Source organism: Bacillus sp. 204(2023) (assembly GCF_037027505.1).
GTDB lineage: Bacteria > Bacillota > Bacilli > Bacillales > Bacillaceae > Bacillus > Bacillus subtilis.
The window spans coordinates 35,597-48,115 of sequence record NZ_JAXCHE010000003.1; the positions used below are offsets into that span (position 1 = coordinate 35,597).

The window sequence follows — 12,519 nt, forward strand, 5'->3', positions numbered from 1 at the left end:
ACTAGGAAGGGAAATAACGGTATGGCGGAAGGGTTCTAGCGCTTCTCGCCTGTAAGATCATTACTTTGAGGATGTGTCATCGTGAATCAAAAGACGTACATTGAAATGAGCAGGACATCGCAGTACATCAACAAAATGAGAGAGTATTCAGTGCTAATTGATGGGGCTGAGATGGGAAATATCAAAGATGGAGGGAGGCTGCGAATTGATTTACCGCCTGGTGAGCATGTTATTCAAGTGAAGATTGCTTGGTGTACAAGCCCAACTTTGAGGTTTACTTTAGCGGAAGGAGAAGTGTTGAAGTTTAGATGCGGAAGTCCGATCCGGGGATGGAAGTTGCTTTTGGTGCTTTTTACTGTTTTGGCCCGTTCTGAAAATTATCTGTTTATCGAGCAGGAAGAAGAGAAAAAGCTTTGTGGTGACTGTATGTTACTACATGGATAAATATCGCTGAATTCTGTTTTGTGAAAGTTTAATTGACATAAGAAAGAATGGCAGCCTTCTCAATATCGTGCTCCTTAGAGCAGGCTGTCAATAAGGATTCTCGGTTGTCAATTTTCATAATTTCATTGAGAAACTAAATACTCCTTAATCAATTGCCACCTGTCACGAGCATGCATGATGAACTCCGATGCAATGGCTACAACCAGGTTTTTCTCCGGAACACAGCAAATCACATTCCCGCCATCGCCTAGTGCTGAGTATGAAAAAACACTGTCCTCATCACGAAGCCACCATAGATAACCATAGTTATTGGCGTTCATCTTTGTTAATTGGTCCATCCAATGACTCAGGAATGATCTGTTGATTCTTCCAAGTACCATAATTTCAGGGTCGTTCACCCAACCCCTCACATGTTTACCGAATAGATCGTCAAAGCCGAATGATTTCATTTCATAATGCAGGATTTCTTTCATGCCGATCGGTTTAAATAAGTACTTGTTGGCAAATTTGCGAGCGCTTTTGCCTGTGCTGCGGGGGATTGATGGCTGACAGCAGGTCTGCACCCGCGGTGGAGTATTTAAAAGTGCCGATTGTTCTCCCCTTGACCCAGCATATTGAGCGTATAGGTGCTGCGTGCACATCTTGTCGAGCGGTTCTTGTCAGTCTCCAAATGAATAGGGAGCTGTCATTTGAGAAGGTGGCGTCTTGATTTTGTTTATTAGTAGTATTCGAGACATTCTGGGAAAGAAGCAGTGTTTTCCGAATAACTCCAGCTCCAAGAAACCAAATTTAATAAATGGATCTATAAAAACATTAAAATCAAAAGAACTAATATATATAGGCTAATGAAAGGAATATATCATTTTTTGAAAAAAGTTTTGATTGCTTATAATATTCATTTATAGGCGCTTAACAATTTAACTATTTGACGAGTATCAAGTGAAAACAATTCAAAAAAGTTCCTAACCTAAATTTTAAATATCATAATAATTAAATAATTTTAGAGAAAAATAAGTTAAATATTTGAAAAAAATGTTGAAAAAAGGCATATAAAATGATAATATTACCTATATAAGTTATTAGTTTCTAAAGGAGGAACGGAAATGAAGAAAAAGATTGCTGCATTTCTACTATTAACAATAGTAGCGATAAGCACGATAATTCCTGTCACAGTATCTGCTGGAAGCGGGGAAAAGTGGAACTATGGTTATGACAAAAAGAAAATGCAGGATTACAATGATTACTACCATTGGCTTTATCGTCACAATTCGTCAATAACAAAAAAAGGTATAAATTATCCAGGTCGTATTGCACAACCTAGATATTGGTCCAAATTAAGACTCGATTATACCGGTCCTTATAAAGTTTCCTACCACAAACACGTTTACAAATAGAAAATTTGTCAAAAGGGATTTATATTATAAAATATAAGTCCCTTTTGTATTAAGATAAATAAGGAGAAAATATGATTGAAATAAAAAATATGAACAAATCATTCAATGAAAGAAAAATTTTTGAAAACTTAAATTTGGTTATTGAACCTGGGGAGTTTATTGGAATTATTGGAAATAGTGGAAAGGGAAAAACTACACTGCTAAATATAATTGGCACGTTAGAAAAAGCAGATAGTGGTTCTATAAAAATATTAGATAGGGATATAAATAGAAAAAGAAATAAAAGATATTTACTTAGACATCACTTAGGATTTATATTTCAAAACTATGCATTAATTGATAATGCATCTGTGAATGAGAATCTAGAAATCGCACTTAAACATAAGAAGATGAATAGACAACAAAAAAGAACTGCTATGTCTTCTGCATTAAAAGAAGTTGGTTTAGATAACTATGGTAAAGAAAAAGTTCATACTTTAAGTGGTGGGGAACAACAACGCGTTGCCATTGCAAGACTGCTGCTTAAAAATCCTACTTTGATTTTAGCTGATGAACCTACGGGATCATTGGATACTGAAAACCGAGATATTATAATATCTCTTTTTCAAAAACTACATAAACAAGAGAAAACAATCATTATGGTAACTCACGATAAAGAACTAATAAAAATTTTTTCAAGAACTCTACAATTATAAAGGGGGAATAGATTGTGAAAAAATTATTATTCCTTCTCGTTATTACTACCTTTATAGTTGTAAGTTTCCTATCGATAAAGCAATTTGAATATTTACAGTTTCAATCTTTTAATCATGATAATGTTCATGAGTCATGGAATGTTGTTATAGATGAAGGAAATTCTAAAATTGGTAAAAAAGATAATTTCAAAATTTTGGAACAAATAGCATTTGAATCCAAAGTTAATTTACAACGCATATCATATGAAAATGATAATAATAAAGATAAAGTAGTGTATTATGTTGTTCTCTATAATGCATCAGAATATTTTAAAGATCTAAAACTAAGATATGGGAAATTTTTGCGAAGCAATAGTAGTTCTAATGATTTTCTATCTACTGTTCAAACAAAGAATAAGCATCAGATAGGAACATTAGAGATATTTCATAGTTTTGAACCTATTGAAATTAGGCCAATGATTGCTGCGGAAAAAACAAAAGATATTAAAGGTACCTATACTGTAATAGGTGAAAAACATGCTGAAAATTTTAAGAAAATCGCATTACAGCATGGTTTTTCAATTAAGTTATCAAAAAATGAAGATTCACAAAGTGTGAGTACACCATATCCTTATCAACAAATGATGTATATAAGCTCATTGATTTTATGCTTATTGATAATGCTTACAATATTATATGATGTAAGTAATAACTATAAAGAAATCGCTGTTAGGTATATGTTAGGATGTAATTTATTTCATATAGGAATATATCTATTCAGAAAATATATTCCTATCATTATAAGTTCCTTGCTTGTTGGAAGTTTAGGTTTAATATTATATTTATATTGGTATAATCACTATCAACAATTCATTGAGTTCGTATATTTTTTATCGAAAAACATTGCTCTGTTATCAATAATACTTACAATCATTTTTTTAATAATATGGTTTAGTACTGGAAGTATTAATATCCCACAAATGATTAAAAATAAAAAACCAGTAAGAATGTTTTTTTATTTAAATATTATTGTGCGCTTTGTACTGGCAGTTTTTCTATTATTAGGTTTAGAGCAGGGGATTAGCAAATTTCAGGTGTTAAAAAGTACGGTTTCGAATCAAGAAAAATGGTCTTTGTTAAAACAATATTCTTATTTAGGGATGATAGCTTCACCAGAGCAAAAACAAGAAACTCTTAATTTTCAAAAAGATAAAGAAGAGCGAAAAAAAATTCAACTTTTCTATAAAAAACTAGAATCCCAAGGTGCGTTTTTTATATATCCTTCGGACTTTTACTCGAATGATTCACAAATTACATCTCAAGACATAAATCCATGGGGAGAAGAGGGAAGAAAAGTAGAAATAAATAAGAATTATTTATCGGTTAATATGATAAAAGATATACATGGAAAAGATGTGGGGATACCTTCCTCTAATAAAGATGTAATAAATGTGTTAGTACCAATAAAATTTAAAATGTATAAAGAAGATATTGAAAGATCATTAGCAGAAGATTATAAAGGTATATACGATATAAAACGCGCTGCTCCTGTAAAAATAAATATTATCTATGTCCAGAATAACCAATCTTATTTTACGTTTTCTACAAATTCAGCTCAAAACAGTAACTATAAGATTGTAGATCCGATTGCCGTAATAGTTAATAATAAATTTGACCCTTTGATACTAGCTAATAATATTTCTATGGGGTATGGTTTTTATACCAAAATTAGTGAAGGTAAAGATCCTTTCAAAATAATAAAAAGAACATTAGAGGAATATGAATTAAACAACATATGGAGCCCTGTATCTATTGCTTATTCAAATGTCGAATTAAAGATAGCCAATGATAAAGAAGCATTACAGTTAACGGCTATATATTGTGGGGTATTTCTTTTGTTAGCTGTAGTATTATTAATTTTTTCGGCAGTTTATTACTTAGAAATGAACAAAAAGCTATTATCAATACAATGGATATTTGGTTATAGCTTTTTTGAGAAGCATTGTTTGGTCTATCTCTCGGTGTTGGTTTTCTGGAGTCTGACTTTTATGGTTAGCTTTTATGTATCTGGAAATATTGCGTTATTGGGTGAAATTTCCTTATGGTTGGCGATTTTAGACATATTATTGACAAGTATATTATTGATTATGAGAGAATATAATGTTACTAAACAAGTCTTAATTAAAGAGTGATTAATACAAATTGGGGGTAAACATTTTTGAAAAGAAAAATAAAATTTCTTACGATTTGTTTAGCGTTTGCATTATTATGTCTAATTATAGCTGCCTATTCTATCTCAACGAATAAACCGGATGATGAAATTAATATTAACAAAAATCAAGTTGGAAAAACACAAAAACAAGATAGTTCATATTCAGATAATATGGTATCTGATCAAGATAATAAATACTATGTCATCTATATAAAACAGAAGAATGGAACAGGCTCATCATTTGTGCCTGAAAAGCTTAATCCTGGTTTCAAAAATGACTCTGATGATTATAACGTAAGTATTTCCTTTGATGATAAAGGGAACGTAATTAATAATGATAAGGTAATTGAAGTGGAAGACTTCTCACTATCAAATACTAATAAGAAAAAAATTAGAAAAATAGTTGGTACAAATAAATATGATGCAGCTTTGAAAGAAGTTGAAGATCGAGTGTTAGAGACTAAGAAAGAATTAGAAGAAAGTTCCAATAGTTAGTAAATATACAATTAGCAGTATTGACCGCTGTAAATAAGAGGCGGTCTTTTTGCTTAGAATTAAATATTTACTAGGTTTAATAGAAATTTATTTTCATATCGTATCCTTTTCGTATCACGTGAAAGGAGCACTATGAAAGTTGTACTGACTATAGTTTACCTTCTAGACGGAGAATAAAAAAGAGCCGGATAACCGGCTCGGTATAAGTTAAAACTGCTTTGTCACGTCGTATTCATAATCTATTTTTGCTTTTACGTTGCTCATCGTCGATCTGGCTGTCGCTAATGTATTATATTTAAAACTCCATACCTTTGCCACACTGAGCTGATCTGACAAAGAGATATCATAAGACCCTGAAGTCGAGCTGTTTACAAGAGCACGGCGCCATTCGTTGTTTTCGCTCGTCATGATCAGGTGGCGTGTATTTCCCTGGCTTGGTGTTTGAGTGGCGGTTGTCTGAACTCTGGTTACAATGGCATCACGCGGTATCCCGGATTGGTTTGTTAAATCAACCTTGATCACGCTGGAATCAGAACCTGAGGGGCTAAGGCTTGTATTTCCTTTATTTTCAGCAACGCCGCTGAATTGGAATGTTCCGCTGCCTGATTTGATTCGGTCTTCAATTGAAAGTGTAAAATACATGTTTCCGGTATAGGTGCCTCGTGACACCTTCACATAAAAGGTATCTGTCGTGTTTTGGGCGTCTGCATTTGCATAAATAAAAGAAGAAAACGTATTAGGGTTAATGACTTCTGTCCCTTGAGAAACAGGTATTCTATTCTTATCATAAATTTCAATTTTCATCCCTGTATACGCGCTCTGGTATGTACTCCTCACGTATACTTTTTCTCCCTTATTAGCCGTAAAAGTGAAATAGGCTTCATCTTGACCAGCTTCCAGTATTGTTGTATCGATATTTTTATATTTCCAATAACCGATCGGCATTGCGGTATCAAATGAATTGTTTCCTGTGATAGCAGTGACTCCGACAGCTGATGCCGAATACGTAAAGGTGAATAAGACAGACAGCATAACAGCGAATGGAATAAGCCATTTTTTCACCATGCAAACAACCTCCTTTTATTTCCATCATACATAATAACGATTTAGGTGTAAATAAATGTTTTTTGAGGTTAATATATACATTATCTTTGCCGATAAAAAAGAATAAGAGAGAATACTCGGGAGGGAATTTAATGCGTCTGAATCGGCAATTTATCCGCACTCAGCTGATGGCACAGAACATATTGAGCAAGAATGCGCCTGCCAAACGGGAGAATGCGACTGAAAATCCAGCGGCAGTTCTGGAAAAGGCATACAGCAGGCTTAAGACACAATCTTCAACTAGGGGAATCAATCAGTTCAATTATTCTAAAACCAGCGTGTCGGGAAACAGCGGGACGTTCAGCAAAGTGTATCAATCAGCGAATGATCGAACAGTGACAGACACAGGGGAAGAAACAGTGATTCAATCCCAAAACCCCTATGAATCTGAGAGTGATATCAGAATCAAAATACTAGATGAAAAATACAGCAGGATGAATGCGATTAATAAAACAAAGTCTGATCCATTAGGCTATATTAAGGATAAGTACCAAAATTCAAAGTCTCCTTATTTCAGAAGTGATCTGTCAGCTGCAGAAAGACAGGCCGCTTACGATAATGAAACAGAATGGTTATTCAAAGGGAAGGCGCAAAACTATAACCTTCAGGATGCTGCGTTTCGGAATGTCACATTTCATGGGGAAGTGGAAGCTGAGAATGAAAAGGTGTATCAGCGGGGACAGGTTAACCAGCAGCTGCAAGTGCTGTTGAATCGAAACCATATTCATATTCCAGAGGGGACAGAGCTGACGTTTACAATCACACCGATTGACTATCAGGTGCGGGTAAGCGGGACAGACGATCAGGATCTGATCAAGCAAATTGAGCAAGTGCTGCAATCTGGAGACAACAGCAAAGAACTATTTTTGCACATCATGAAAAGCCAAAGCAGTGATTCAGCACAATTTTCCGAAGAGGCCTATCAAAAGTATCAGGCTGCTCGTGAGATGTATGAAGTTACAGGCTACCATTTGAAGGATTTAGAAGTGATTGATGGGCGGTACGTCACGCCTGAGGGACGTGACTTAATGGATGTATATAAGGAAGAGCTTGAAAAAGATCCAGTGCAGAAACAAACGGCTTCTTATGCTATATCTTACTATCGTTCAGAGCTCAGTAAAATCGCGGAAGCCGGGTATAATGCCATTCCGGATTTCATCCTATCAATTGATTACAGCAATGGATCTCTGAGAGATGTGGGACAAAGCAAGAGCTATGGGACCGGAGATACCGGGTGGCTTGAAGCATTAAAGCGTCAAACGGGTGTGAATTATTAGGTAAGCTGTTCATGTAGAACAGCTTATTTTTTATGAGAATCTAAGGGAGGTATTAATTTCAATATTCAAACAATTTTATTATTTTTATATAAAAGATTTTAAAAGAAGTGAACGATTCAAAACTCTGAACAAAGGTGTTTACCTGAAAAAAACAATTGTATTTTCCAGAGAAATTTATTATGATGAAATAAGTAATTTAGGAGATTATATAACAATTTTAAGTTTGAATTTTCTGATTGTTATCACTGATTCATGTGAAGGCAAGCAGGTCTGCTGTTTTCTCATTTATGAGTATTTTGTTAGGAGGAGGAAGAGGAGTGGCAAATAAAGAATTAAAGAGGGGCCTGGGCGCGCGCCATATTCAGATGATCGCCTTGGGCGGTACAATCGGTGTTGGCTTGTTTATGGGTTCTGCCAGCACGATTTCATGGACTGGCCCATCTGTCCTTCTGGCTTATGCAATATGCGGAATTTTTATCTTTTTTATTATGCGTGCGATGGGTGAAATGCTGTATGTCGAGCCGAGCACAGGCTCTTTTGCGACGTTCGGCCATCAATATATTCATCCGATGGCAGGTTATATAACAGCATGGAGCAACTGGTTCCAGTGGATTATCGTCGGCATGTCAGAAATTATCGCTGTCGGTTCTTATATGAAGTATTGGTTCCCGGATTTGCCTGCTTGGATACCTGGTATCGTGGCAATGGTGATTCTTGGTGCGGCGAATTTAATTTCTGTTAAGTCGTTTGGGGAATTTGAGTTTTGGTTTGCGATGATTAAAATCGTGACGATTATCTTGATGATTATTGCGGGAATCGGAATTATTTTCTTCGGTTTTGGCAACGGCGGAGATGCGATCGGTTTGTCGAACCTGTGGTCTCACGGGGGCTTCTTTGCAGGAGGTTTCTCAGGTTTCTTCTTTGCACTGTCTCTTGTCATTGCAGCCTATCAAGGAGTTGAGCTGATCGGGATTACAGCGGGTGAAGCGAAGGACCCGCAAAACACGCTAAGAAATGCGATTCAAAGTATTATCTGGCGTATTTTGATTTTCTACATTGGTGCTATTTTTGTGATCGTGACGGTGTATCCTTGGGATGAGCTCAACTCACTCGGAAGTCCGTTTGTGTCTACGTTCTCGAAAATTGGAATTACGGCAGCGGCCGGCATTATTAACTTTGTCGTGATTACTGCTGCAATGTCCGGCTGTAACAGCGGTATTTTCAGCGCGGGCCGCATGCTGTATACACTGGGTGTCAATGGACAAGCACCGAAATTCTTTAAGAAGATTTCACGCAATGGTGTGCCGCTGTATGGCACAATTGCGGTGCTGATCGGTTTGGCTGTCGGCGTTGTACTGAACTATATCGCGCCGCCGAAGATCTTTGTCTATGTATACAGCGCAAGCGTGCTCCCAGGGATGATTCCTTGGTTTATCATTTTGATCAGCCATATCGGATTCAGAAAAGTGAAGGGTGCTGCATTAGATAAACATCCATTCAAAATGCCGTTTGCTCCTTTTACAAACTATTTGACGATTGCTTTCTTGCTGATGGTTCTGGTTGGCATGTGGTTTAACGATGATACTCGTATCTCCCTGATTGTAGGCGTGATTTTCTTAGCGCTTGTGGTCATTAGTTATTATGTGTTTGGGATTGGCAAACGCACGCAGGCCAATTTGACAAAAAGCGAACAAGCAGCTGAATAACGATAAAAAAGAGACATTCACGGATGTCTCTTTTTTTATTTTTCGCGTATGGATTTTCCCTATTTTAGCAAGCTATAGGGTAAAGATAGCAGAAGGAAAGGTGTTCATGAAATGGATGTTACACTCGGTTATTTGCGCGAATCACTTTCGAATCATCTAGAAAATGAAGTCTGCCAGCGTATTTGCAAGAAGATGCTGGTGAAGCATTATGCAAATGAAGAGGAATTTGTAAAAGACTTAGATGGTAATGAAATGTCTTTTTTGAACCATGTATTAGAAAAAGAAATTAAGTATGCCCAGAATGAACAGGATCAAAAACGGGCCAAGGAATTAAACGAGGTGTATGAATTACTGCTTTGAGAAAGGCGGGTAAGAAATGGGAGCAATTGAACGAAGCGGATATACATTTCAGCCGGAGTTTAGCGTTGTCCGTCAAAACGGAGCCATCCATGTGTACCATCAAGGAGAATTTGTGGAAGAAATCGAATTTGAATTTAACGGGGAATATCCCGATCATGATTTGATTGAAGAGCTTGTGAATCATTATTGTTTTGAGCATGAGATTTAGAGCCCTGCCGTGCAGGGCTCTTTTATTTAGGATGTGATCAGGCCATACTTTTTCAGGATATCCACGGTGATGTTTTTGGCTTTTGTGCCGGAATCATCGACATTGGTGACAAAGACATAAGAGCCATGCTCTGTTTTGATGAATCCGACAAACCATCCTAATCCCATATCAGTCAGGCGGGTTCCGGTTTTCCCGTAGAGCGTGTAATGATCGCCTTCCTCTTGAATCATCATGCGCTTGACGGTTTTCATTACCGGTTTGTCAAATGGAAGCTCCTCTTTAAATAGTTTCTCCAAAAAGGTTTCTTGTTCCAGCGGAGATATTGTGAGCGAGCTTTGCAGCCAAAACTGGTCGATTCCCCCGCTGATATCCTCGTTGCCGTAAGATAGTGTATGAAGCCATGATTTCATCCTTTCCTCGCCGATATCTCTCGCTAATGCCTGATAATACCAGATTGCGGATTCGCGCATGGCCGAGCCAAGCGTATGGTCGCGGTTCCATGATTCGAATTCACGCTTGACCCCGTCCCATCGTTTAACATCGTATTCATCTCTTACAGCTTTGACCTGCAAACCGATTAAAGCGTTCACGACTTTAAAGGTGGATTGCGGAGTTTGTCTTTGATTTGCCCGTTTTCTGTTATAGACAAATGTCTGATCCTTTTGCAAATCGTGAAGAATGAAGGTTCCATCCGTATCCTTGAATTCGTCGTCGACATTCATTCTGCTGACATTCAAGTGTTTTTCATGAGCAGATGACGCTGCGTGGACGGAGAAGCCGCCGATCCCTGCAATACTCAGCACAAGCACAACATATATCCATTTTTTCATTTTGTTCACCCCTTCGTTTTGATTAACTACCTTTTCTCTCTTTCGTTTGTTCTTCCTTTAAAAAATAATCAAAAAGCGCTTAAATTTGGATTTGCAAACAAATACTGTTACTGGGTTTATAGTCGGAAGATAACGTGAAAATAGAGGGTAAAAAGGAAGGCAGGGTAAGCGGATGAATGAGCAGATTCCACATGACAAAAGTCTCGATAACAGTCTGACACTGCTGAAGGAAGGGTATTTATTTATTAAAAACAGAACAGAGCGCTACAATTCAGATCTGTTTCAGGCCCGTTTGTTGGGAAAAAACTTTATTTGCATGACTGGCGCTGAGGCGGCGAAGGTGTTTTATGATACGGATCGATTCCAGCGGCAGAACGCTTTGCCTAAGCGGGTGCAGAAATCGCTGTTTGGTGTTAATGCGATTCAGGGAATGGATGGCAGCGCGCATATCCATCGGAAGATGCTTTTTCTATCATTAATGACACCGCCGCATCAAAAACGTTTGGCTGAGTTGATGACAGAGGAGTGGAAAGCAGCAGTCACAAGATGGGAGAAGGCAGATGAGGTTGTGTTATTTGAAGAAGCAAAAGAAATCCTGTGCCGGGTAGCGTGCTATTGGGCAGGTGTTCCGTTGAAGGAAACGGAAGTCAAAGAGAGAGCGGATGACTTCATTGACATGGTCGACGCGTTCGGTGCTGTGGGACCGCGGCATTGGAAGGGAAGAAGAGCAAGGCCGCGTGCGGAAGAGTGGATTGAAGTCATGATTGAAGATGCTCGAGCCGGCTTGCTGAAAACGACTCCCGGAACAGCGCTGCATGAAATGGCTTTTCACACACAAGAAGATGGAAGCCAGCTGGATTCCCGCATGGCAGCCATTGAGCTGATTAATGTACTCCGGCCTATTGTCGCCATTTCTTACTTTCTTGTGTTTTCAGCTTTGGCGCTTCATGAGCATCCGAAGTACAAGGAATGGCTGCGGTCTGGAAACAGCCGGGAAAGAGAAATGTTTGTGCAGGAGGTCCGCAGATATTATCCGTTCGGCCCGTTTTTAGGGGCGCTTGTCAAAAAAGATTTTGTATGGAATAACTGTGAGTTTAAGAAGGGCACATCGGTGCTGCTTGATGTATATGGAACGAACCACGACCCTCGTCTATGGGATCATCCCGATGAATTCCGGCCGGAACGATTTGCGGAGCGGGAAGAAAATCCGTTTGATATGATTCCTCAAGGCGGGGGACACGCCGAGAAAGGCCACCGCTGTCCAGGGGAAGGCATTACAATTGAAGTCATGAAAGCGAGCCTGGATTTCCTCGTCCATCAGATTGAATACGATGTTCCGGAACAATCACTGCATTACAGTCTCGCCAGAATGCCGTCATTGCCTGAAAGCGGCTTCGTAATGAGCGGAATCAGACGAAAAAGTTAAATCAAAAAGCTCTCTTCCTTTATCGAAGAGAGCTTTTTGATTACTTCTTTTTTTCATCGTAGTATTGGACGGGATACATGGAGCCTTCTGATACCATTTTGTTATCCTCGATATCTTGCGGGTCCGGGTGGCCGGCTTTATCAACTGGGAACGTTTCCATATCGGGCTGTTTTGTTATTTTCATCTTCATGCTGTGAATGAATTCCCTTGCCTTTTGGCGATTTGACGGGTCTTTTAATAGATAAGAAGTGATGCCGACAGTTGAAACAGCGAGACCTGAAAGTAACAGCTTTTGTTTCATGGTGATACTCCTTTCTATTTTAAGAATAGTGTTTCCTGTTTCATTCCCGTTTTGGAAATTGCTAAACCTGTTGTGTTTTTATCATTGT

General features: G+C 38.0%; 13 protein-coding genes and 1 pseudogene. 10 read left to right on the top strand and 4 right to left on the bottom strand.

Annotated features, from left to right (window positions below):
- The first annotated feature begins 81 nt into the window (after window positions 1-81).
- Window positions 82-444: a hypothetical protein gene (locus WA279_RS07515; RefSeq protein ID WP_336154877.1), complete on the top strand. Its 363-nt coding sequence runs from the start codon at window positions 82-84 to the stop codon at window positions 442-444.
- Window positions 445-566: 122 nt separating this feature from the next.
- Here the strand turns inward: WA279_RS07515 and WA279_RS07520 are convergent.
- Window positions 567-1,133: pseudogene (locus WA279_RS07520) on the bottom strand (serine hydrolase domain-containing protein); the annotation flags it as partial.
- Between the two features lie 414 nt (window positions 1,134-1,547).
- Between WA279_RS07520 and WA279_RS07525 the strand changes: the two are divergent.
- The 4 genes from WA279_RS07525 to WA279_RS07540 all read left to right on the top strand — a co-directional run bounded on the left by WA279_RS07525 (window position 1,548) and on the right by WA279_RS07540 (window position 5,219).
- On the top strand, window positions 1,548-1,838 hold the full coding sequence (locus tag WA279_RS07525; protein WP_072176036.1) for a lactococcin 972 family bacteriocin: 291 nt from the start codon (window positions 1,548-1,550) through the stop codon (window positions 1,836-1,838).
- Window positions 1,839-1,909: 71 nt separating this feature from the next.
- Window positions 1,910-2,533 (top strand): ABC transporter ATP-binding protein, encoded by a 624-nt coding sequence (locus WA279_RS07530; protein ID WP_251187338.1) that lies wholly within the window; start codon window positions 1,910-1,912, stop codon window positions 2,531-2,533.
- 14 nt (window positions 2,534-2,547) lie between these two features.
- Window positions 2,548-4,704, top strand: coding sequence for a DUF1430 domain-containing protein (locus WA279_RS07535; protein ID WP_251187337.1), 2,157 nt, complete (start codon window positions 2,548-2,550; stop codon window positions 4,702-4,704).
- Between the two features lie 26 nt (window positions 4,705-4,730).
- Window positions 4,731-5,219, top strand: a complete 489-nt coding sequence (locus WA279_RS07540; protein WP_335388813.1) for a hypothetical protein — start codon at window positions 4,731-4,733, stop codon at window positions 5,217-5,219.
- Window positions 5,220-5,426: 207 nt separating this feature from the next.
- Here WA279_RS07540 and WA279_RS07545 read toward each other — a convergent pair whose 3' ends face one another.
- Window positions 5,427-6,284 (bottom strand): hypothetical protein, encoded by an 858-nt coding sequence (locus tag WA279_RS07545; RefSeq protein ID WP_123374006.1) that lies wholly within the window; start codon window positions 6,282-6,284, stop codon window positions 5,427-5,429.
- A 131-nt stretch (window positions 6,285-6,415) separates the two neighbouring features.
- Here WA279_RS07545 and WA279_RS07550 point away from each other — a divergent pair, with 131 nt between their 5' ends.
- The 4 genes from WA279_RS07550 to WA279_RS07565 all read left to right on the top strand — a co-directional run bounded on the left by WA279_RS07550 (window position 6,416) and on the right by WA279_RS07565 (window position 9,874).
- Window positions 6,416-7,600 (top strand): DUF4885 domain-containing protein, encoded by a 1,185-nt coding sequence (locus WA279_RS07550; protein ID WP_336154881.1) that lies wholly within the window; start codon window positions 6,416-6,418, stop codon window positions 7,598-7,600.
- 317 nt (window positions 7,601-7,917) lie between these two features.
- Window positions 7,918-9,306, top strand: a complete 1,389-nt coding sequence (locus WA279_RS07555; protein ID WP_029726943.1) for an amino acid permease — start codon at window positions 7,918-7,920, stop codon at window positions 9,304-9,306.
- Between the two features lie 111 nt (window positions 9,307-9,417).
- Window positions 9,418-9,666 (top strand): sigma-G-dependent sporulation-specific acid-soluble spore protein CsgA, encoded by a 249-nt coding sequence (gene csgA, locus WA279_RS07560; protein ID WP_336154884.1) that lies wholly within the window; start codon window positions 9,418-9,420, stop codon window positions 9,664-9,666.
- Between the two features lie 16 nt (window positions 9,667-9,682).
- Window positions 9,683-9,874: a DUF5370 family protein gene (locus WA279_RS07565; RefSeq protein ID WP_003234886.1), complete on the top strand. Its 192-nt coding sequence runs from the start codon at window positions 9,683-9,685 to the stop codon at window positions 9,872-9,874.
- A gap of 26 nt (window positions 9,875-9,900) precedes the next feature.
- On the opposite strand, the gene blaOXA is transcribed toward WA279_RS07565, so the two are convergent.
- Entirely contained in the window at window positions 9,901-10,704 is an 804-nt protein-coding gene (blaOXA, locus tag WA279_RS07570) for a class D beta-lactamase (protein ID WP_336154886.1), read from the bottom strand.
- Window positions 10,705-10,876: 172 nt separating this feature from the next.
- Between blaOXA and cypC the strand changes: the two genes are divergently transcribed.
- Entirely contained in the window at window positions 10,877-12,130 is a 1,254-nt protein-coding gene (gene cypC / locus WA279_RS07575) for a fatty-acid peroxygenase (protein ID WP_021481914.1), read from the top strand.
- Between the two features lie 40 nt (window positions 12,131-12,170).
- Here the strand turns inward: cypC and WA279_RS07580 are convergent, their stop codons facing one another.
- Window positions 12,171-12,431, bottom strand: a complete 261-nt coding sequence (locus WA279_RS07580; RefSeq protein ID WP_003234883.1) for a hypothetical protein — start codon at window positions 12,429-12,431, stop codon at window positions 12,171-12,173.
- Window positions 12,432-12,519 lie beyond the last annotated feature (88 nt).

Bases quoted from the DNA above. Each gene is read 5' to 3' on its own strand.
- blaOXA (WP_336154886.1), bottom strand. From the start codon at position 10,704: ATGAAAAAATGGATATATGTTGTGCTTGTGCTGAGTATTGCAGGGATC.
- csgA (WP_336154884.1), top strand. From the start codon at position 9,418: ATGGATGTTACACTCGGTTATTTGCGCGAATCACTTTCGAATCATCTA.
- cypC (WP_021481914.1), top strand. From the start codon at position 10,877: ATGAATGAGCAGATTCCACATGACAAAAGTCTCGATAACAGTCTGACA.
- WA279_RS07550 (WP_336154881.1), top strand. From the start codon at position 6,416: ATGCGTCTGAATCGGCAATTTATCCGCACTCAGCTGATGGCACAGAAC.
- WA279_RS07565 (WP_003234886.1), top strand. From the start codon at position 9,683: ATGGGAGCAATTGAACGAAGCGGATATACATTTCAGCCGGAGTTTAGC.
- WA279_RS07530 (WP_251187338.1), top strand. From the start codon at position 1,910: ATGATTGAAATAAAAAATATGAACAAATCATTCAATGAAAGAAAAATT.
- WA279_RS07545 (WP_123374006.1), bottom strand. From the start codon at position 6,284: ATGGTGAAAAAATGGCTTATTCCATTCGCTGTTATGCTGTCTGTCTTA.
- WA279_RS07525 (WP_072176036.1), top strand. From the start codon at position 1,548: ATGAAGAAAAAGATTGCTGCATTTCTACTATTAACAATAGTAGCGATA.
- WA279_RS07580 (WP_003234883.1), bottom strand. From the start codon at position 12,431: ATGAAACAAAAGCTGTTACTTTCAGGTCTCGCTGTTTCAACTGTCGGC.